General features: G+C 33.2%; 18 protein-coding genes and 1 other annotated feature. Of the genes, 3 read left to right on the top strand and 15 right to left on the bottom strand.

Going from position 1 to position 22,769, the window contains the following annotated elements; genetic code table 11:
• Nucleotides 1-32: 32 nt before the first annotated feature.
• The 11 genes from SD1D_RS00250 to SD1D_RS00200 all read right to left on the bottom strand — a co-directional run bounded on the left by SD1D_RS00250 (nt 33) and on the right by SD1D_RS00200 (nt 11,228).
• Nucleotides 33-1,400, bottom strand: coding sequence for a DUF6382 domain-containing protein (locus tag SD1D_RS00250; protein WP_058257070.1), 1,368 nt, complete (start codon nt 1,398-1,400; stop codon nt 33-35).
• 53 nt (nt 1,401-1,453) lie between these two features.
• Nucleotides 1,454-2,020, bottom strand: a complete 567-nt coding sequence (locus tag SD1D_RS00245) for a TadE family protein (RefSeq protein WP_058257069.1) — start codon at nt 2,018-2,020, stop codon at nt 1,454-1,456.
• Nucleotides 2,021-2,043: 23 nt separating this feature from the next.
• Nucleotides 2,044-2,487 carry an A24 family peptidase gene (locus SD1D_RS00240; RefSeq protein WP_058257068.1) on the bottom strand — a complete coding sequence of 148 codons (444 nt, stop codon included), beginning with the start codon at nt 2,485-2,487 and terminating at the stop codon, nt 2,044-2,046.
• Nucleotides 2,488-2,505: 18 nt separating this feature from the next.
• Nucleotides 2,506-3,399: a TadE family protein gene (locus SD1D_RS00235; RefSeq protein WP_058257067.1), complete on the bottom strand. Its 894-nt coding sequence runs from the start codon at nt 3,397-3,399 to the stop codon at nt 2,506-2,508.
• Nucleotides 3,400-3,601: 202 nt separating this feature from the next.
• Nucleotides 3,602-6,109, bottom strand: a complete 2,508-nt coding sequence (locus SD1D_RS00230; protein WP_058257066.1) for a DUF5702 domain-containing protein — start codon at nt 6,107-6,109, stop codon at nt 3,602-3,604.
• Between the two features lie 21 nt (nt 6,110-6,130).
• Nucleotides 6,131-6,304 (bottom strand): Flp1 family type IVb pilin, encoded by a 174-nt coding sequence (locus tag SD1D_RS00225; RefSeq protein ID WP_087758699.1) that lies wholly within the window; start codon nt 6,302-6,304, stop codon nt 6,131-6,133.
• 38 nt (nt 6,305-6,342) lie between these two features.
• Nucleotides 6,343-7,827, bottom strand: a complete 1,485-nt coding sequence (locus tag SD1D_RS00220; protein ID WP_058257065.1) for a hypothetical protein — start codon at nt 7,825-7,827, stop codon at nt 6,343-6,345.
• An 11-nt stretch (nt 7,828-7,838) separates the two neighbouring features.
• Complete coding sequence (locus SD1D_RS00215; RefSeq protein WP_058257064.1) at nt 7,839-8,555, bottom strand: type II secretion system F family protein; 717 nt, start codon at nt 8,553-8,555, stop codon at nt 7,839-7,841.
• Between the two features lie 14 nt (nt 8,556-8,569).
• Complete coding sequence (locus SD1D_RS00210; RefSeq protein WP_058257063.1) at nt 8,570-9,781, bottom strand: CpaF family protein; 1,212 nt, start codon at nt 9,779-9,781, stop codon at nt 8,570-8,572.
• Nucleotides 9,782-9,816: 35 nt separating this feature from the next.
• Nucleotides 9,817-10,806: a P-loop NTPase family protein gene (locus SD1D_RS00205; RefSeq protein ID WP_058257062.1), complete on the bottom strand. Its 990-nt coding sequence runs from the start codon at nt 10,804-10,806 to the stop codon at nt 9,817-9,819.
• 149 nt (nt 10,807-10,955) lie between these two features.
• Nucleotides 10,956-11,228 (bottom strand): pro-sigmaK processing inhibitor BofA family protein, encoded by a 273-nt coding sequence (locus SD1D_RS00200; RefSeq protein WP_058257061.1) that lies wholly within the window; start codon nt 11,226-11,228, stop codon nt 10,956-10,958.
• Between the two features lie 134 nt (nt 11,229-11,362).
• Between SD1D_RS00200 and SD1D_RS00195 the strand changes: the two genes are divergently transcribed.
• Complete coding sequence (locus SD1D_RS00195) at nt 11,363-11,590, top strand: YaaL family protein (RefSeq protein ID WP_058257060.1); 228 nt, start codon at nt 11,363-11,365, stop codon at nt 11,588-11,590.
• A 133-nt stretch (nt 11,591-11,723) separates the two neighbouring features.
• On the opposite strand, the gene SD1D_RS00190 is transcribed toward SD1D_RS00195, so the two are convergent.
• From SD1D_RS00190 to SD1D_RS00180, 3 genes are read right to left on the bottom strand one after another with little or no spacing between them, the layout of a single operon-like run.
• Nucleotides 11,724-12,203: a flagellar export chaperone FliS gene (locus SD1D_RS00190; protein ID WP_058257059.1), complete on the bottom strand. Its 480-nt coding sequence runs from the start codon at nt 12,201-12,203 to the stop codon at nt 11,724-11,726.
• Between the two features lie 45 nt (nt 12,204-12,248).
• Nucleotides 12,249-13,823, bottom strand: a complete 1,575-nt coding sequence (locus SD1D_RS12530; RefSeq protein ID WP_058257058.1) for a flagellin N-terminal helical domain-containing protein — start codon at nt 13,821-13,823, stop codon at nt 12,249-12,251.
• 39 nt (nt 13,824-13,862) lie between these two features.
• Entirely contained in the window at nt 13,863-16,949 is a 3,087-nt protein-coding gene (locus tag SD1D_RS00180; RefSeq protein WP_058257057.1) for a DUF6240 domain-containing protein, read from the bottom strand.
• 220 nt (nt 16,950-17,169) lie between these two features.
• Between SD1D_RS00180 and SD1D_RS00175 the strand changes: the two genes are divergently transcribed.
• Nucleotides 17,170-18,951, top strand: a complete 1,782-nt coding sequence (locus SD1D_RS00175) for a DUF885 domain-containing protein (protein ID WP_058257056.1) — start codon at nt 17,170-17,172, stop codon at nt 18,949-18,951.
• Nucleotides 18,952-19,016: 65 nt separating this feature from the next.
• On the opposite strand, the gene metG is transcribed toward SD1D_RS00175, so the two are convergent.
• The gene (gene metG / locus SD1D_RS00170) at nt 19,017-20,990 is read right to left on the bottom strand and encodes a methionine--tRNA ligase (protein WP_058257055.1); all 1,974 of its coding nucleotides are present in this window, start codon (nt 20,988-20,990) and stop codon (nt 19,017-19,019) included.
• A gap of 76 nt (nt 20,991-21,066) precedes the next feature.
• Nucleotides 21,067-21,310: a binding site (T-box leader), on the bottom strand.
• Between the two features lie 188 nt (nt 21,311-21,498).
• Here metG and SD1D_RS00165 point away from each other — a divergent pair.
• Complete coding sequence (locus tag SD1D_RS00165; RefSeq protein ID WP_058257054.1) at nt 21,499-22,548, top strand: DUF4846 domain-containing protein; 1,050 nt, start codon at nt 21,499-21,501, stop codon at nt 22,546-22,548.
• Nucleotides 22,549-22,769: the final 221 nt, after the last annotated feature.

Below are 22,769 nucleotides of genomic sequence, written 5' to 3'. Positions count from 1 at the left end.
ACATCACTTTTTAATCAAAATTAATTTATTATTTACTTATCTAATCTAAATATATACTTAATGCCTGCAATGGAAACTTCATCTCCACTTACAATCTCATGTTTTTTATAACAAGGCAGGGGTTTTTCATTTAGATAAGTTCCATTGGTGGAGTTTAAATCAGTTATGTAATACTTATCATCTTCCATGGTAATCTTAAGATGATATCTACTGACTACTTCCTTATCAAGTAGGTAGTCCACATTATTTTTATACTTTCCTATTACAAAAGGAAAATTATCCATTTCTATAATTTTATTGATTTTATGATTTATAGGTTCAAGATAACATTTACATACCCTAGCTTCATTTAATAAAACCGTAGGATTTAAAATATCACTATCATTATTATTTAGTAAATCCCTATTAGATTTTGACAAGGTTTCATCCAAACAGTCTTCAATTGATGCCTTTAAACTTATATCTTCTTTCCTTGGATCTATATATTCTTCCTTCCTGATTAGTTTTGTAAGACGATTTTTCTTATCCCATATTTTTCTTAATACGTATCCCATTATACATAATAAAATAAGTAATAAAACCATAAACTTACTATAGTCTATCCTAGTACCAAAAAAGGTATATATTAATTTACTTTTTATACTTAAAATTAATGTAAATATAAAACATAGACAACAAATACCTGTATAGATATAAGTTTTTAAGGGAAAATAATAATGTTCCTGATCATCCAATATCTTCTCCATCATAACCGGAATTTGCTCATTGGGGATTTGATCCTTTATGGCAGCTTCCGGTTTACTCTCTTCCCTTTCTCCCTTACCAATTTCTTCGATTTCTATCTTACTATCTTGCCGGCTCTTTTTTCTGATTACCGATAATAAATCTTCATAGGAAAAACTATCCTTACGACAGATTGCATATAAATTATATACTAAAAGAACCGCCTCCTTATCCTTATAATCAATCTTATTCATAATATACTCAATTAGATTAGCTATTTGCTTTCTGATATCTTTATTATAGCCGGGTACATAACATAAGTTTGCCTGTTCTGTAGAAATGTCTATATAAATATGAGCCGGTTCCATAACCAAATCATTTTCGTTTAAAAGAAACTCATAGGCCTGCTCCATGATTTCTATTAAACCCGTAAAAAGCTTATTTACTTGATTGAAATTAATGGGTTTTTTTTCATATATAATATCTAAAGGCTGTTTTGAGCTAATATCATAATAATACAGTATTTGACCATCAATGTTTCTTTGCTCAGGCTTTATTATACCGGTTATGGAATTTGCCAAAATCATACGGACACAATAAGCCTCTTCATCATTATTATCCTTTTTTTCTACTACCAAATAATTATTACGAAGATCTTTTTTATAACTAACCTCCATTGTTCTTCTCCTTTTGTTATTTACTGCCTTTAGCACAGCCACATATTGACTGACTAGGGAAGAAGTAGCTCGATTTTTTCTTTTAATTCATCAATGTTCTTAATCTTTTTACCTAAATCTAATACAATCTCAGAAATACGAACTGTACCGGCAGGGTAATGGAAGCTTCCTTTAGCCTCTATTACGAAAGCTTCTTTTTTTGAAATTATCCGGGAGATTGCTCTTATGGGAACTTGTAATTTTCCCTCAATCTTAATATAAATCTCTGATATGTTTGCTGATACTTGAATATCAGTAATCTTGGTGATTAAAAGACCTTTTGATAATTTATTTACTAGGTAATTTTTTATTTCATTTTTTTTATTATTTAGATTTCCTGCTGCATGATAAAAGACCCCTTGCCTGGCAATACTTTCATATGAAATCTTTCCTGTTCTTATATCAGACTCATGTTTTAGGTTAATAGATAATTTATGTATAAATTGATCTGCAACTGCCTGAACTCTACAATAATCATAGAAATAAAAGGACAGATATAAAACAAAAAATATGGTAAAAAGTATAATGGGCATAAGCAACAGGGCTTCTATGGTAAAGCTTCCTTGAATTTTCTTCTTCAAAAGTTCACTCCTTTATATGGGCTTTAAATTATCTCACTCCATACAGGGATACATAAAAACAAATATGAGATAAACATAAAAGGCAAAAATGGAATACTATTTTTTCTCCCTGCAAGACGAAATACTAAAAGAAACATACTAAATAATGCTGCAAATGCCAGAGCCAGGGCAAATAGCTCCAGATTACTCCAAAATCCTAATCCCATACCTGTTACACTTAAAACCAGACCATCTCCCATGCCTATTTTACCTTCTGTAATTTTACTTAATATTAATACTCCTAGTCCAAGAGATATCCCTAAGATTCTATCAAGTAAAGTTAATGCTTTGCAAAAGGGGATACATATGGATAAAAGAATAATACAAAGTATCACTATCCATAGGGATATTTTTTTAGATATAAGATCCTTAATGGCAACTACCATAAGAAATAAGCCCAATAAGACCCTTACTATAAACTCCCACATAATATAACCTCCCAGTATTTATCTTCCACATCGTTTACATGGGACCCTTTCTCCCACTTCTGTTATGGGGATTTTACTTACCCTTCTATTAATTTTTGGACAGCTCTTATCTTTGTGATATCGATTCCCATATGATGTTATATAATAAATTTCTTCTTGGGAATCTTCATTTTTTAAACAGTACTCACAGGGATAATATTTGCCTCCGTTTTTATTTCTCTGCCAAGTGGGTTTTCCACTGATGGCCTCAACAGATAAGCTAATATGAGAGCAAGTCCTATCTAGATGATATACGCTACCGCTGTCAGTTACATATACAAAGCTTTCCTCCTTGCCATTGTTTTCTTCAATAACTCTATAAAGGGCCGGAATCTTATGTCCGCTCCATCCCCGAAGCCTAACCCTTTGTATCATATCCATTTCATAAATTCCAAATATTCGAATTGGAATTCTGACCCGGTAGCGGGCAACTATATCTATGTCATTACTGCATTTAAATACCTGGCTGCTACTAAAATCTATCCCGTCAAATCCACCTACGATACAGGAATTATTAATTCTATCTAGATTGAGCCTGCTTTCAACAGCATATTTAATAGCCCCCTTATAAATAATAGTCCTGTATAATTCCTTAAATCCTCTTTGAATATTTTCTTCTAACAAAGCCTCATCAAAGGTTTTGCTATCACTTACATCATAAAAATCTGAGTATATATAGGCTGCCCTTGACATACTTAAGCCTGTTTCGGTAATTGCCTTTTGTAGCATTTCTTGCACAATAAATATTTGTATAAAGTACAAAAAAGCCGTGAAGAAAAATAAAAATATTGGCAATACCAAGGAGGCCTCTATAGTAAGGGAAGCATTTGCAATATACTTATTTATACCCTTTATATTTTTTGTTTTTTTCATTATACTCACTACCTGAATAAGCTATATTTTAGATGGCCTGGGGTGTCCGTTCTTCTAATTAAAATTTATTGAGTTTGCTAGCAAATGATTTCCTGGAGAGAGATACTTTATTTTTTTTGATTTAATAGAATTGTTAATAGAAGTGAATAATTATTTTTAGAAGAGCGGACATCCCAAGCCACCTGCATATGGCTTAGAAATCCTAGTAACTATAATCCCCCTGGACTATATAAATTTGATTAAAATCAGATTTTAAAATTTTTTTTAAAAATGACAGACTTGTAAAGATTGGCTTTATATGAAATACCGCCTCAGTCTCAAAGCCAAAAATACAATTGGAAATTCTAAAATTACTTCCATAGCGAAGATTAATATTTTCCTGCATTAAATCCATCATACGAAAGGAAAGCTTATCTAAATCCGTAAAATATAAGAATAAAGTTAAATAATCATTATAGGAAAATCCTTTTTCTTCTTTATAGGATGCGGCCTTTTTTTCTATGTATTCCTTATTTAACAGCAAAAGCTCTGCAAATTTAAGATCTACTCTTTTTTTTAAGATTGGAATTTCCTTACCCATCAACAGGGCACTAGTATCAATAAGCCCTGACCCAAAGGCTAATAGAAACATTAAGATACTCTGAGTAATTGTAACCAAGATAGGAAGTCCCATAAAGCCCACTAAGGTTGCTGCTATAGTCTTAGCCTCCTGCCATTTTTCCTTATCTGTCAAGATTGATGTAAAGTTAAGAAGGGTTCTGATCAGTATAATTTTTTTAATTATATCTTCTAGATTATCCTTATCTTTTAACTTTCCAAACAATAAATATTCCTTTTCATATGTCAGTACAGAAGGTTTCTTTGTCTCCTTACTTTCATTTTCACAGGGAAATCTATAAAAGTGCTGGTTTATATATTCGATTAACAAGAAGCGTTTTGCTATATTATCTATAGCCTCCTTTAAAAGACTGTCTATGCTATAATCTCCGAAACTTTGGAAGAAACTGTCTAAACCGGAATTTTTTCCCCCTAAATTTAGCTTATTTAACAAGGTTAAAAATGAAAATTGGTCATCTTCTTTAGATAAGCCGGCTGTTTTTGACGGCAGTTCCCCAAAATTACCCAACTCCTTGCTTGACATGGTCTCATAATCCACCACTAAGGCACATATCCCTTCTTCTAGAAGCTTCTTAAATTGGCCTATAAAATCAGGGGTTTTATCCTTATAGGTTACTAAAGAACTATAGTCAAGATTAAGATTTTTTGTCTGATATTCTTGAAGTATTCTATAAGTATTACTATAAATACTTTTTGCCCCGTCAAAGTCTTTATCTGATAGCTTTTTATAAGCCTGATCAAGGTTTCTTTCAGATTTTAAAAGTATTTCGTAATTTTTCTCAAGAATATCTTTCATCAAAGGAAAATTATATCCTGTTCCAATATCCTTTTGATATTTTTTTAATTCTTCTAAGCCTTCCTGTAAGCTTTCATAAATATCCTTGCTCAACTCTTCCTTTTTATTTTCTAGATTTTTTTCGTAGGATAATATTAGAGGCTGGGCTTTTTCTATGGTAATAAGGATTTGCTCTAACTGAAGAATTGCTTGTTTAACTGCTGTGATACACCCTGATATTAACTTATTAAGTTCATTTACCTTCTTTGTTATGGTTTCTGTACAGACTATAAGTTCCTTGTTATAATCAGCCATATTTGCTTCTATATCATCTGCAAATCTTTCAAGTTCCGATATTTTATTTTCTAAATTTAAAATATCTGCCTCTAAGTCGTCCCTGTCATCCATGTTTTTTGTTAACTGTTTTAAGAGATAAGTATTTTCTTCTTTCTCACCTTGAATTTTTTGAAGGCTTTTTTCTAAGTCTTCAAGATAAGTGCTAATTTCACTTAACTTTTGAAATTCCTTGTCCACGGTAACAAATAATTTACTAGGATTTGAGTAATATTTTTCTAAGGCATAAAATACCCTCTCATTATTAATTCCGGTACTTTCCATAGTCGGAGTTTCAAACATTATTTTTTTGGCAAAGAAACTTTCAATCTTAAGTCCTGTATTTTTTGATCTTACTAAGCCCTTTTTATTGGTAGATATACCGTCTATATATTTCATTAAGGCAAGAACGCCCTCATCTATGGCTAGGATTTCTTCTTCAACTTTTATTTTTTCTTCATAAAGGATACTAAGCTTTTTAGGCTGCTCCAATATGGAGGCTTTATTTAAAAAGAATTCTGCAATATCTCCAAGTTCTTTGTATTTCATATATTCAGTGATTTCATGAATAAATATATCTCCCCCATAATCCATAAGTCCGGTTTTGCTATTAAGCTTAAGGGATTCTATGGAAATTCCAAAAAGTTCAACCGGATTTACATTACTCTCAAGACCCAACTTTGGAGTTAATGTATAAGACATATACTCTTCTATTCTCCGAGTTATTTCATAATCACTGCATATAGGCTCACCATAGGATGAATCTAATCCCAGTAGATGATATTCATCCATAAAGGGGCCATAAAATTCTGCTAAAACCGAATCCATAGCAAGGGTTAAAGATCTTTCTGCAATAACCCTGGCAGTATGATGTCTTGCCCCTTCAATAATAGTCATAAGCAGGGATAAAATTAACAATAGTGTAAGACTTAAAAACACGGTAATTGAACCATAAAGATATCTTTCCTTTTTAAGAGTTTCCAAATTTATGCCTCCTACTTTTCTTTAAAAGGAATCTATAGCCTCATTAATCCTGTCAAATATATTGCTTATAATTTCCCCCAGTTGATCCCTAAAAATAATAACCAGACCAATTAAAACTACCAGTATTAAAATAATTTCAATTACCCCAACTCCATCTAGTTCAGTGTTTATTAACCTTTTTAAATTTCTTATCATTTTCTTCTCCTTTTATAAAAGTTTTACTTAAGACAAAATTACATACGAATTGAAATTATGGCCGGTACCATAATGATAATCAGTACTATAAAAAGCATTATTATCATGGGACCTATAAGTTTAGTGGATGCTTCTTCTCCGAGCCTTCTACTGATTTCTCTTCGAGTATGTAAAGCTTCCATGGCTTCATTGTTTAATAAGTCTGCCAGCCCTTTATTCCCCTTCCTTAGATTTTGAACTATCAAGGAAGTAAACTTCATATAGGGCAATAAAGCTACTCTTTTACCATATTGCTCATAGGCTTTGGCTTCGGGAATGCCTAGTTTAAGCTCATTTAAGGTCACCAGCATTTCCTCGTAGGCATATCTTATGTTTATTTCACCTTTATTTAGCTTTTGCCTATAATCCTCTGCAATTTTACTCCATGCTTGTTTTATAGTCATACCGGCATTTATTAAAAGAATAAACTTATTTATAATTTCCGGATAATCAAGTAGTAACTGATTATTTCTTAATTTCATTTTATTATCTAATTCTTTATCACAAAAAAACCAAATTAATATAGCGCCAGTTAAGCCTAATATAAAAATAGGCATGCTTATATTCTTTTCATCTCTTTCCCAAATTACTAAGTAATCTCCTATTTTTTTAGGCAAGCTCCATTTTTTATCCATAGCTGTGGCCTCATTTGTTTCGTCGATAATACTTTCAAGCTCACGCTGCAGTATATCCTTATTATCCATTATGGGAGGCACTATGGTTATGGGTATGATATGTTCTACCTTTCTGTCATGATAGCGAAGTATAGCAGTAACTAAGGTTTCTACTTTATCTTCCACCATATCCTCATTATGTATAATCCCTCTGCTGTCAATCAGCTTATAATCCTTAGGTATCCACTCAATACTTATACCTGTCTTAGGAATTTTCTTAATAAAGTTTAAGTTCCTATGAACATGGCTTGCTTCTTCATTTTCCCCCAGCATCTCCTTTTCCAAATAAGGAATGGCTATATTAAGCAGTTCATCCCACTCTTTATGGGAATATATTCGAGCTTTATTTTCTATAGTTATTTCATCTTCATAAAAGTCTTTTAGATCTTCTCTGTTTTGTATTTTATACCTTAACCGAATACGGTTATCCCCCTCTTCTTCTTCGGGCCGGATAAGATGATTATCAAAGGATACAGATTTATTCATATAACTTTCAATGGAAATGAAGAAAGATAGACTTGAAAATATAAAGATAATTAATAAAACCAGAGATGTTTTTTGATACCAATAGAGCCTTGTCTGATTTTCATGACCTTCTAAAACATATAGGGCACGGATATTTTTTGATACTTCCGATTGCTTTAGGCATTTTTCCTCCAGTCCGGCCCTTATAAGTATAAATCTAGCCATAGGATAAAGAAAATAAAGCCTATGTTTCTTTTTATCTATACTGTTAAATGTACTGCCCATTTGTCTTTTGGAGAAAAAAAAGAGAATAACAAAGAAAATTATAATGATTCCATATAACATATTTATATTCCTTATACTTCAATATCAACAATTTTATCGATTAATTTATAGCTACAAAGATAGACCCCCAATATAAAAGTCATTATAAGAATTCCAAAAAGATTATGATATAAGGGCTTTAACATTTCCGGAGAAGAAAGGGATAGATAACACAAGATGCCGGCCGGAACAATTTTCATTATGTTAGCTTCAAATTTTTTTGCAGCAATTAAGGTCACAATCTCTCTTTTTACCTCTATCTTATTACTGATTATATCTGTTGTAGTTTTTATAATCTTAGTAAGATCGCCCCCTGTCCTTTTTGCTGTAGAAAAAACTTCTGAAAAACTTATAATATCTTCTATACCACTGCGACTTGCAAAATCCCTTAAAGCTTTCTCAACCGGTATATTCATCTGAATTTGCTTAGTTATATATGCAAATTCATTTATAATCATTGCTCCCTTAGGATACATACTTTTTAAGTCTAATAATGCTTCAGTAAAGCCCTGTTCTACACTATATCCAGCACTTAATGCAGCTGACAGACTGTTAATTCCGTCTCTAAATTCAATATTTAACTGCAATTTTCTTTTTGCTATTATAACCTTTCTTTTCTTTTGGTAATATAAGATAATTAAAGGACTTAAGAAAATTATTCCTATAATACTCCTATAAAAGAGAAATCCTAATATAATTACCCCTATAAAACCCTCTATAATAATCCTTATACTTTCCTTTTCAATCATCTTTAGCACCTGCCTTACAGCTTTATACCTGCCCTGTCAAGTTTTTGGATGTTTTGCAGATTACCCGTCTTTTCCAATTTGCCAATAATCATATTTTTATCTTCTCCCCTTTCAACAAATGTAAAAATGGGATTTAATTTTATTTCACCATCTTCTAAATCCAGTACTTCTGTAATTTCCAAGACTCTTCTAGACTTATCTCTTAATCTTCCCAGGTGAACAATTATATCTATGGCAGAAGCAATTTGTCTGCGTATGGCCATAAGGGGTATATCTGCTCCCAGTAGTACTAAAGATTCCAGCCGGCTTAACATATCTGAGGGTGAATTTGCATGGCCTGTGGAAAGAGAACCATCATGTCCGGTATTTAAAGCCTGTAACATGTCAATGGCAGCCTCATCCCGCACCTCTCCTACTATAATTCTATCGGGACGCATCCTAAGGGAAGTTTTTATTAAATCCCTAATCGTAATTTCATTATTCCCTTCTGTATTTCCGCATCTTACTTCCAAACGTATTAAATTGGGGATATTACGAATCTGCAACTCTGCCGAATCTTCTATTGTTATAATTCTTTGATAATGAGGAATATAATTAGATAATACATTAAGAAATGTAGTCTTACCGGAACCGGTGCCGCCGCTGATAAATATGTTATAACCTGAGATTACTAATTTTTCTAAAAAATCAGCTGCTTCCTTAGTTATAGATTTATATTCTATTAATTGATCAATTGTAATGGGGTTTTTAGGAAACTTCCTTATGGTAATAACAGGTCCGTCTATGGCAACGGGAGGAAGTACTATATTTACCCTAGATCCATCCATAAGTCTGGCATCTACAATGGGCTTAGAAGCGTTTACAATACGATTAGACTGGGATACAATTTGCTGAACAAGATCTTCTAACTTTTCTAAAGATTCAAAACATTTATCACTGGTTTTTATAATACCATTTTGCTCTATAAATATATCCTTTGTTCCGTTTACCATTATTTCTGTAATTGTAGGATCTTCTATCATATCCTGAAGAATATCCAGCTTCCTTATAGAATTAAAAATATCCCTACGTAATCTTCTTTTTTCCTGCATACTGATAAAATTCTGTCTGCTTTTTTGTAGTAATACCTCATCTATAATACTTAACAACTCTTGGTCAGATATATCAGAGCTTAAATCTATACTGTCAAGCACATCCTGTTTTAGCTTCTCTTTAAGCCAGCCCATAGTTGCTCCTTTCCATAGATTTTACTTTTAGTATATTACATATGTTTAGCCATTTCTTTTGCCAAGGGTTTAATGGCAGATATACTAATTTCATGTAGAGGATTTGACCCGGCTCCTTGATATAAGCTTGAAAGTTTTATTTTACGGTATTTACATTGATGGTTTATTAGGCCTATAAGCTCCATCTGTCTTTCCCATTCTTTATATACAAATTCTTCATATGGAATGTCGCAAAGGGCAATATAGACATCAGTACTTCTATTTAGAATCTCCATGGAGGCTTCCGAATAAAATCCAAGATAGAAAATCACTAATTCATAATCCCCCTGCTCCTTAAGCATATCCATTAATCTTACTATATCTTCTTTGCTTAAAGAAAGTAAATCAAAACCATGGGATAATCCTGAAAGATAAGATAATTTCTCAGAATAACTTAGATAGGATTTCAGTTTAGTATCTAGACCTTCCTTACTTTCCTTTAGATAATATAAATACTCTGACATAGATTGACTTATAACTTCATCCCCTGTAATAAAGGATGTGGCTAACATCTCCATAGATATAAACAATACCTTATAATTATTAGATAGTTCTTTTGCCAAGAACCAAGCAAAAGTTAATTTTTCAGGTCCTGAAACCGGCGGATAGATTGATATAAATCGTACATCATCATAAGCTGCTTTCTTATTATTATCTTCAAGCCTTGTGTAGGATGATAAAATATCTGATTTAATCTTACTTGCAGATTGGTACTTATAAATCCTTTGATATTTATCCCTAATAGGCTTATTATTACTGCTTAGTAAAAAAATATATCTTACATTATCCAGTGATAGCTTATCTAAAAGAGCCTCCCCTCCATACAATAAGATTTCAAGCTTTTGATATTTTAAAAAATCAGTTAGGTGATCCATTCCAGTAAACAGTAATATCTCAAATCCTTCCCATTCTGACTTTCTAAAATACTCCATTAACCTGCTGGCATACAAAATCTCCGGGTCATATATAGCCAATAATTTCTCCAATACATCCCTCCTTTAATCCTTTTACATTTATTGGCATGTCTATAATATATCACATTAAAATCCATTGTCAATATATTCCTTATATTGACGGAATATTTCTGTATTCTTCTACAAAAAAACTATTTAGCAGGGGACATAATGCACAAAATTCAGCTCATGGAGTAATAAAAGGCAAGTCCATAAAGAAGAATAAAACCAGGCAATCCTAAAAACCCATTGGCTAATATAGTAATTACATTAACCCCAACGTTAACATTATAACCTCCCAAACCTATTATAAAATCCAACAAATATATACCTGCGGTTCCTAAAGAAGCCCTAAGCAAAAAATCTACTATTAAATCAGGTCTCTTCTTGGCAATACATATTCCTATAATAACTATACATACAAGTATAATAATAGCCAGTACAATCTTTTCCATAGCATCATTCCCCTAAATATATTACACCTATAATATCTATATACATATTTATCCATTTTATTCTAGTAAACAGAATAAATGATCAGTTTTTTGACTATACTATTAACAAAATATTAGGGAAAGTGATGGTGAAAATGAGATTATTCTCCAAGAAGAAAGCCCCAAAAGAAGATTTTTTATTGAAAGAAATTAACAAGACAAAGATGGCTTTAGAAGCAGCATACTCACAGTTTGAATACGTTGTTGACCCCGATTTAATTGACAGCTGCATCTATGAGCTTAATGCTATACAAAATCGATATAAATACTTGCTAAAGCAAGCTAAGGCCTCCGAAAAAAACTATATAGAATCAAAATCTTAAGGTAATATCATAATTATATGCAAAAAGAGTCTGTTTCAAAATAGTATAATCATTTTAAAACAGACCCTTTTTGTTTGCATATCTAATATGTAAAGCTTGTTATCCTTAATAATATTCTTTAATGTTTGCTTTCTTATGCAATAAATCCTCGGCTTTTATTAGCCGGATCAATAAATGTTTCATTTAAAGTTCCTTTCGAATAGGTTAAGCCGGCATAAAGCTGCTGAGTATTTTGCATAATAGGACCGCTTTTATCAGCCTTACTGACTTCTACAAATCCTACTAATAACTTCTGAAGTATAGATTTTGCATACTGTAAGCTTATAGGATTTTGTTTTACTATGGCAGTAATAATATGCTTATTGGTATACATATATAGGCTCTGTAAGTCATAGGAAATCTTGTATCTATAATCTAGGGATGACATAAGCTCACTTACACATTTTTGTGCCCCTCTAAGTTCCCTGTCAAACTCCCTTAGATTATTATCTTTAAAAAACTTCTCGGCCTCTTCAATTTTAGCCAAGGTTATTTCATATAAGATTACTACCAATTCACTTCTAGATGCCTGACTAATCCTGGCAGTAAATGATTGAATGGCCTCTTTATTCATATAATACCTCCTGTACTTATTCCATTATTCTAACATAATGCTTGATTATTGTTGTAACAAGGATAGTATATTTTGAGGCCTCATATTTGCCTGTGCCAGCATGGAGGTTCCGGCTTGTGCCAAAACATTTTTTTGTGTATACTCTGCCATCTCCTCAGCCATATCTACATCTTCAATACGGGATAAAGATTCTGTCATGTTTTCTGCTGTTACATCAAGATTGGATATGGAATGCTCCAGGCGGTTTTGATAGGCTCCCAGTTTTGATCTTATGGCCGAAACTTCATTAATGGCATTATCCAGTAAAGCAATTGCCCTTTGTGCTCCGTCAGCGGTACCTATATTTATTTTATCAATTCCAAGAGTCCTGGGGGTAACCCTAGGTATGCGGATTGACATGGTCTGACCCTCATTGGCACCGATTTGAAGATCCATTGGACCTGCATCTAGTACTGATACGGTTATATCAATGGATTTCTCCTCTTCACCAATTCCCCCCTGTGTGAAATCATCTTCCGGGCCATTTATTGTAGCATCTGTAAACTCAGTTTTTACCGAACCCGGATCCACTTCAAATATCATTTTAAAATTATTTCTGTCAGAAACTGTGATTTTATTACCGCGAATAGATACAGTAGCAGTGTTTTCAAAAAGAGATTCCGGTTTACCCTTATCTAAGTCTATCTCAGCTTTCGCATCTATTCCCCTGGCTTCTACACCTTTTACGGTTAACCCCAACAACTTGCTTAATTCCGGTTTATCACAATGTATGGTAATTTTCTGATCTGAACCGTACTCCCTGGATACAAAGATTAATTTATCTCCTCCGGCTAACTGCTTACTGGTATATCCGGCCAAATCATGATTAGTATCTGTATCAGGAACTGCATCACTATTTGCCGCAAACACATTGACATTTACACTATCACATACATCTCTTAATTTTTGGAATACCTCGTCTACGGTATCCCCTTCGTTTACCTTAACTGTTTCACCGTTTATATTAATAGAACCTGCCTCAGAAGCAGATATTTTTCTTGTTGTAGGTGTATAATCACCTTCACCAAAATCCACAGAACCACCTACCACTACTGCCTGTCTGGCATCCTGTGTAATTTTTATTGCATAGTTTCCGATTCCTACTGTATCTGATAAGGCAATCAAATTAACCTTATTATTACTGGAAAATGATTTTCTATCAATATTACCGTCTAGTAAAGTCATTGTATTAAACTCTGTATTTTCAGAAATACGGTTAATCTCTTCATTTAACTGATCGATTTCTGCTTGAATGGCTTTTCTATCCTCAATAGTGTATATTCCGTTGGCTGATTGCACTGCCAATTCTCTCATTCTCTGCAGCATGGACTCTACTTCAATAAGAGCTCCTTCTGCAGTCTGTATTACGGAAATACCATCAGAAGCATTTCTAGAGGCCTGTTCCAAACCTGAAATCTGTGTTTTCATTTTCTCAGATATAGCCAGTCCCGCAGAATCATCAGCCGCACTATTGATGCGATAACCTGAGGATAATCTTTTTAGGCTGGCATCCAGTAACTTATTGGTTCTTGCCAGCTGATTATTAGCTTTTAATGCAGAAATATTATGGTTAATTCTCATTCTTCTTCCCTTTCCTTTCTTTTTTCCTGGCAGCGAATTTTATAATTCTTCCTCAGCTGTTTTAATCATATATATTAAGGCTTTTGCAACCCTATACAAGATACGCTCAGTCTCAGGGTTGCTGCTTCCTTCCGATTCCCAGGTGTTTTGGTATCCGTATATGTCTTTGGCTGCTTGTTGCAGGTAGAAATTAAGCTGTTTTATTTCTAAATTCTCTTCCTTTAATAAGGAATTTAGTAAGTCTTCTTTAGTCTTAAGTATAGATATACTATCTTTATGGTCACAGGCAAAATATCCACTGAGGGTATTTTCCTTTAATCTAGCTTCTGCCTTGATATTTCCCAATTTGTCCGATGAAAGTGTAACTGTTACCTTTCCGGCATCAGATTTACCCCTTATAATAGTCAGATTAATATTAGTTAATTTCCCTGACATTTCTAGAGGAAGCTGATAAAATTCCCTTTTTCCTAAGGTTTTTATAAATTGCATCTGTAATCCCATATTTCTTAACTCATTAAGCTTAAAAGAATCTATATCATCTGCTTTTGCTTTTTCCTCAATAATATCCTTTGCCTCCTGCTCAAGCTGCTCATATGCCTCATTTATAGTCTTCTTGTCTATTAATTTATCGGTTAATTGGCTCTTTTTCTTAAGGTTTCTATGTAAAAGTTTTTTATAGACATCCATACTGTTATTTAAAATCTGCTCTGCCATTATTAGGTTACCTGTAGTACAAGGAATTTTAAAGTTATTGAGGAAATGAATTGCTTGGTCACAGTTTTCATATATTTTCCTTAACTGATTTAATTTTTCATAAAAATATGCCTGATCATCTCCTGGATTTGTCTCCATAGCCTTTATCTGATCAAGGAGCTTCTCAATGGGCATATTACCTAGGGTATCCCAAAGATTTTGCTGTGCTTGTACTTCTTCATCAGTATTATTTATATGAAGTCTTTGTAACTTTCCAGGATTCATCTCTTCTAAAAGCTGCTTTATTATGGACCTATGAATATTTCTTTGGCTAGCTTGCTCTGAAAATACCGCCCCTAATTGATCAGATATGGTTTCCTTTTCAAATGATAGCTCTTTTAGACCACCAAAATTATCATCAACATTATAGTCCATTTTTCCTTTTTTCATGGTCCGCAGGGCTGTTAAAAGGTTATTTAAGGTTACCTCTCTTTCTGATTTTATTACTGCACCTAGGGCGGCTCCATCAGATTTTTCAATTTGATATAGGAGTCTATAAATTCCTATATAGGCTTTTCTCTCAGCTTCTGATATTTTGCTTTCCTTTTCTAACTTGTAAAGATATGTGCTATACTTTTCAATGGATGAAAAGCTTTCTTCCTCCCTTATCTTATCAAGACGATAATTTAATTCTTCTATGGGAAGATCCATAGGATTAAGTCCGTCTTTTATAATTTTAACTGCTAAGGCAGGATTCATATTTTTTATTAAATAATTAACCTGAAGGTCATAAGCTTTAACCTCTTCTATTGCTTCTTTAGTAATCTCCATCCGGTTATATCCTAATATTCTTATGGCCCTTTTGTTATATGAAGTATCTTCAATACCCATTTCCTCCATAAGAGATTCCATATTATCAAAAGCCTTCTGGATACTGTCCCCATAATCTGTTCTTGGCTGTGTAAATAAGGCCTCGTATGATTCTTTTGCCTTTTCTAAGTCTATAAGGATGCTTCTTCCTGTACCTATAAGTCCTGATATAGTATGCTTTTCTATATCATAAAGAGTTGCTCCTAAAACATGAGCGGGTATAATTTTTAACTCTTTGAGACTTTCTGTGGTATTTCTTAATAAATTAATTTTTTCTTCATCGGCCTTAATTTCTGCTTGTTCTAACAGCTCCTTATAATAGCTTTCTTCTTCTTGCCTGAGTTTTTCAACAACTTCTTCTAAAGGCTTGGTGTCAATAGAAAACCCCTTTTTTTCAAGTCTTAATGCTGCTTCAGCTGTCATTTTTAATCGAATTTCTTCCAATTGTTTCTTAGCAGTAATAAACTTAACCTTTTGGTCTGCAGGCATCTTTTCATATTCCTGCTCTACATCTAATTCTTCTGCTTCTTTACTGTTTACTAAATTTTTTATATTAATTTCTTGCCTATCTTTTACAGAATTTATTATATCTTCATCATTAATGCTATGGATATCTTCAAGTAGCCTGTTTACATCCTTATCTTCTATATTTTCATCTAACAAAGGAACATCTCCGGGAAGGATTCCCTTTCCCATTCCCTTAAAAATCCTCTCTAAAATCATACCCTTATCATAATTTCTCGCCAGCTTTTCTAAACCTGTTATGTAATTTATATTTTCCTTTGATAAGGAAAGATTATTTTCAACCAGCCATCTGGCTTTATCTAGGGTGTCATTACTAAGCTGTATGCCTACTTTATTAAGAAAGTCGCTTACCTTAGGTATTAGCTCATCCCAATCAGCATCGGATAATTTATTGTTTGCCTCATTATTCTTACTGCTATATCTTGCCTTATATATATTTTCAATGGTGGGCGGCAAATTTTTTCCTATTAGATATAAAATATCTTTTTTCTCTATGTTTTGAATACTCTCACTTAAGTTTAATGCCTCTTTAATCCTATCCTTGGCTTCATCGCTAACAGGAATATTATAAGCTTTCATTTTTTCATTAAGTTCATCATCTGATATTTTTTTATCCTTGTTTTTAGGGGAAGCTTCCTCTTTTTTTTCTTTATTAATATTGTTAAAATCCTTAATCATCTTTATGGCCCCTGCCAGGGATTCAACCGTTAAATCCTCAACTTGAAATCCCTCATCTAAAAGCTTTTTATAATCCTGTTCTGTTAATCTATTTAAAATATCATTTATATGCTTTTTTATTTCTTGAAAATACTCATCTTTTTTTTGCAGATATATTTTTCTATTCTTTCTAGAAAGCATAAGCCCTCCATCTGTATCAGGGCCTTTTAAATAGGATCTAGGGCTGTTATTATACTCTATTTCTTTTGAACTAAGAGTATTATTACTCTCTTCCTTTTGTACTGCTGCCTTTATAGGCCTGGCCTGACGTAATATTTCCATAATAAGATCTATATCTGTGTTAGTAACAATATTCTTCATTTATTATCAATTCCTTCCAAGGAAAACTATTTGAATTTATGACAAAATCTGTTATAATGTTTAGGTCTTCAGTCTATATTTCGGCTTATTAAGGATAAAACTTAACAAATTCCTGTATATACTTAGGTAATATAAGTGTTATTCAAATTATGCTTCTTACAATAGCAATTAGCGAATAAACTTAAATTAACATTAACTTTAACCCTATCTGGAGGTAACTATGTTTAAAAAAATATTTATTCAAAAAAGACTAAAATTGTATTTGATATTATGCTTAATTTTCTTATTTTCTTTTTTTACTTTTGGATGTAATAAGTCTTCCGATATTGAAAGTCAACAAAGTAAATTTGATCAATTTATTCATAAGGTTTTTGTTAATGAGGTCCAAAGCGATGCCTTATCCCTTCATTACACTCTTTCCCGTCCTGAAGAGTTTGGAATTGAACCTTCAGAAGTTACTTTAGGGGAATACAGTATCATAAGATTGAAGGAAGAACTCATGACATCTAAGGAGTACTTAAAGGAGCTAAAAGAATTTGATTATGATTCATTAACTTTAGATCAGCAGCTTACTTATGATATTTTACATAATTATCTGGAGACAGAATTGGAACTGGGTAATTATTTATATTATTTTGAAAGCCTTGGTCCTACTACCGGACTTCAGGCTCAGCTGCCTATACTTCTTGCTGAATATAATTTTTATGATAAAGATGATATAGAAAGATACCTGGATTTACTTCCCTGTGTATATGATTATTTTGAGGATATAAGCGAATTTGAAAAAGAAAAGTCTGAAAAAGGCCTTTTTATGTCAGATGCCGTTGCCGACCGTATTATCCAACAATGTGAAGCCTTTATTGCCAACCCAGATGAGAACCTTCTTATAGAATATTTTGATGAAAAAATTGAATCTTTCCAAAACCTTACCGATGAAGAAAGAAAAACTTATAAAAATGAAAATAAAAAGAGAGTTCTTGAATATATTATTCCTTCTTATGAGCTTATAATAGATGTTCTTCAAGAATTAAAAGGTAGCGGAAAAAATAATGCCGGCCTATATTATTATCCGGAAGGTAAGGCTTATTACAAGGCCTTGGCTAAAATTAAATCCGGATCTAGTAGAAGCCTTAATGATATTATTAAAATGCTTGAAACTAATATTAATGACGATATTATGGAAATTACTAATTTAGCCATACTTGAGCCTTCACTTTTAAACACGGTGGAGTCCTTTACTGCCTTCCCTCTGACAGATCCCGAAACTATATTAGAGGATTTAAAAAAGAATATAGTAGATGATTTTCCGGAACCGGTTGATGTAAATTGTGAGATAAAATATGTTCATGAATCCTTGTCTGATTATTTAAGTCCTGCCATGTACTTGGTTCCGGCAATTGATAATTATACAGATAATAATATCTATATCAATGGGAATGACCTTGAAACCTTATCTACTATTTATCCTACAGTGGCCCATGAAGGCTATCCGGGACATCTTTATCAAAATGTATATTTTAGAAGCCTAAATCCCGCTCCCATAAGAAATCTACTTAACTTTGTAGGTTATGATGAGGGATGGGCCACATATGTGGAGTATCTTTCTTACTCTTATGCAGGGATAGATCCAAAACTTGCATCTTTATTGGAGATAAACAACAGAGTTCTTCTTATGATACATGCCAGGGCTGATATAGGTATTCATTATGAAGGATGGACTAAGGACAAAGCCGTTACATATATTAGCCAATATACCGGTGATATGGATGTAGCTGAAGCTATTTATAATAGACTTTTAGAGGAACCTGCTATTTATCTTCCTTATGCAATAGGGTACCTTGAAATTATAGAATTGAAAAATATTGCCCAAGAGAAACTGGGGGATGATTTTAATCTTAAGGAATTTCACAAATTTTTGCTGGATATCGGTCCCGCTCAATTTGGAATAATTGAAGATCATATTGAAGTATGGTTAAGTAATAAAGAAATTGCTAGCAAATAATTTATTTAATCAATATTTTAAGGGGCAGCCAATTTACGGCGCCCCTTAAATAATTTTTTGTTATATTAACTAATCTCTGCTCCTGATGGCATGGGTCTTTCGGGAATCATTAAGGATAAATTTCCTTCCAAATCTTCTGCACAAAGAAGCATGCCTTCTGATACAAGCCCTGCCAGTTTTGCCGGTTTTAAGTTGGTAACAACCATAACCTTTTTACCTACCATCTCTTGGGCAGTATAGTGACCCTTAATTCCGGATACAATCTGTTTTACCTGGGATCCAATCTTAACCTGAGAGCATAAGAGCTTCTTAGATTTTTTTACTTCTTCACAGGCAATGATTTCCCCTATTTGAAATTGCAACTTAGCAAAATCATCGTAGGTTATTTCCGGCTTAGCTTCTATATCTATAATATCCTTACTTCCTTGACCTGCCTGGTTTTCTTCTACCTGTTCTTCTTTTTCCTTACTTTCTTCTACCTGTTTTAAAACCTCTTTAATATCCAATCTGGCAAATAATATCTCAGGCTTTTCGGTTACCCTTGTTCCTGAAGGATATAGGCCAAAATCATTTATTTCTTCAATGGATCTTGCCTTGGCTGAAAGCTGAGATAATATTTTATCTGCTGTCTCCGGCATAAAGGGTTTTAGAAGGCTTGCACCTATACAGATACTTTCTACTAGGTTATATAAAACTGTGGCAAGACGTGCCTTCTTTTCCTCATCCTTGGCCAAAATCCAAGGCATAGTTTCATCAATATATTTATTACAACGTTTAAAGAGATTAAATATTTCACTGATTGCATCGGCAACCCTAAGCTTTTCCATTTTTGCAATAACCTTGCTTGGTGTTTGAAGTGCCAGTCCTTTTAACTGCTCATCAACCGCTTCTACCACCTTACCGTCACTAACTATTCCCTCAAAATATTTATTTGACATGGATATTGTACGATTCACAAGGTTACCTAGGGTATTGGCCAGGTCAGAATTAATCCTTTCAACTAAAAGCTCCCAGGTAATTGTTCCGTCATTATCAAAGGGCATCTCATGAAGAACAAAATATCTTACGGCATCTACCCCAAAGATTTTCACAAGATCGTCAGCATAAAGGACATTTCCTTTTGATTTGCTCATCTTATCTCCGGAGCTGCCCTGTAAAAGCCATGGATGGCCAAAAATCTGTTTTGGAAGAGGTAAGCCTAATGCCATCAAGGTAATAGGCCAATAAATGGTATGGAATCTTAATATATCTTTACCTATTAGGTGTAAATTAGCAGGCCAGTATTTTTTAAATTGCTGGCTGCTGTTACCGTCCACATCGTATCCTATACCGGTAATATAATTGCTTAAAGCGTCTAGCCAGACATATATAACATGTTTATCATCAAAGTCTACAGGAATACCCCATTTAAATGATGTTCTAGAAACACATAAATCCTGAAGACCCGGTATAAGGAAATTATTCATCATCTCATGTTTTCTAGATTCAGGCTGAATAAACTCTGAATTTTCCTTAATATGTTCTATTAAACGGTCAGCATATTTACTTAACTTAAGAAAATATGCTTCCTCCTTAGCAGCCTGTACTTCCCTTCCACAGTCCGGGCATTTTCCTTCCTTTAGCTGTGATTGGGTAAAAAATGATTCGCAGGGGGTACAATACATACCTTCATAAAATCCCTTATAAATATCTCCCTGTTCATATAACTTCTTAAAAATCTTTTGAACCTGTCTCTCATGATCCGTGTCTGTAGTTCGAATAAATTTATCATAGGATGTGTTCATTAGATCCCAGATATTCTTAATATCTCCGGCTATTTTATCTACATATTCTTTAGGACTTATACCGGCCTCATTGGCCTTTAATTCAATTTTTTGACCATGTTCGTCCGTACCGGTCTGAAAAAATACATCATAGCCTTCCCAGCGTTTAAATCTGGCAATACTGTCAGCCAATACAATTTCATAGGTATTGCCTATATGTGGCTTGCCTGAGGTATAAGCTATGGCTGTTGTAATATAATATGGCTTTTTACTCATAATCCTCTTCCTTTCTTAGTATTATCATAAGAATATGTGATACTTCCCATACGATAAAAAACTCCCGTCTTTAATATTTAAAGACGAGAGGACTTCCCGTGGTACCACTTTAATTCACCTATGTTTCGCAATCATAGGCCTTAGTCGCTGCATATAACAGCCTAGCATAATAACGGATGCTGCCGTCACAGCCTAAGAATTTCTTCCTCGGTGTGCTGCTCCGAGACCATCTTCGTCAGCTTATGCAAATCTCCCCTTCTCAGCTACCGGGGTTCTCTGTCGATTGCTCCACTGATTACTCTTCTCTTCATTGCATTTATCTTCATATTTATGTCAAAGTATATCATGGGTTTTTTGCTTTGTCAAACATTCTATAATCAGTTATAGGTCTAAGTTATAACTATTTAAAGCTTTTGTAATACTATATTAATACAAAAATATAAAGTCTATGATATAATGTCAACGATATACGGATTATACCATATTATGTTAGTTAAAAGGAGATCTTATGAAATCACAAAAAAAACCACTTAAAATTTGCATATTTATATCTAAGTTTTTCCTTCTTATGTTTATTTTATTCTCTTTACTGATGGGATGTAATAAAAAAGATAATAATCAAGCTATTGTTGATGAAAATACCAAGAAGGATTATCCGGATACAAATTCCACAGATGATGATAAGAATCTTGATGCCGAAAGTATTAACATAGAAAATCCCATAAATTTTATAAATCCTGAGGGAAAAACACTAGATATCAGAATTATGACTCCTAAAGGTTATAGCCGCATACCATCATCTTCAGATGAATTAACCGGTTTTATAAGAAATCTTCCATTAAAAGATGATGGAAGTAAAGTATTAGCATATAACAAAAAACCCATTAAGCACCAAAAAAACCATGTGGCAGTCTTTGATATAGATATAGGAAAAAAAGATTTACAACAATGTGCCGATTCAGCCATGCGAATATATGCCGAATACTATTGGTCCTTAGAAGAGTATGATAAAATTGCCTTTCATCTTACTAACGGTTTTTATATGGAATATAACAAATGGAGAGAGGGCTATCGTATAAAAGTAGACGGTAATAATGTCACTTGGGTCCATTCCACTTCCTATGATGATTCATATGAAAACTTTTTAAAATATATGGAGAGGGTCTTTACTTATGCCGGAACCCTTTCTCTAACCGCAGAAAGCAAACCTATACAACTTTCTGAACTGCTTCCCGGTGATCTTCTTCTTGAGGGAGGAAGCCCCGGCCATTGTGTTATGGTTGTAGATATTGCCACTGACGAAAACGGAAACCGCTGCTTTTTACTGGCCCAAGGTTACATGCCGGCACAGGATTTTCATATACTTACAAATCCCCTCCATCCGGAAGATCCTTGGTATTATGAAGAAGAAATGACTTATCCCATAGTGACCCCTTCCTGGACTTTTCATGAAGGAACACTTATGAGATGGGCAGATTTTAAATTAGAACAGTTGTATCAAGACACAAGTACTACCGATGAGGATCGAATAACCCTTCTTGCTGTGGGAGTCAATTAATCTACTCTCTAAAAAGCAAATAAGATTGGCTAAAAAGGTGCACCCCTACAAACTCACGTTTTAGCCAATCTTATTTTATTTAATCTACCCTCTCGCTCCCATACTTCGTACCTCTGGTAATACCTTCTCCTGTATAACCATATTTACTTTAACAAATTTTAGCTGATTTGTCAATACTTATTTAATTTTTTTGTAATTTATCTAACATATTGCATAAATAT

Origin of the sequence: Herbinix luporum (genome assembly GCF_900070325.1) — a bacterium.
Lineage (GTDB): Bacteria > Bacillota > Clostridia > Lachnospirales > Lachnospiraceae > Mobilitalea > Mobilitalea luporum.
Note: the sequence above shows the minus strand (reverse complement) of the source record. Positions and strands in the feature narration are given on the sequence as shown.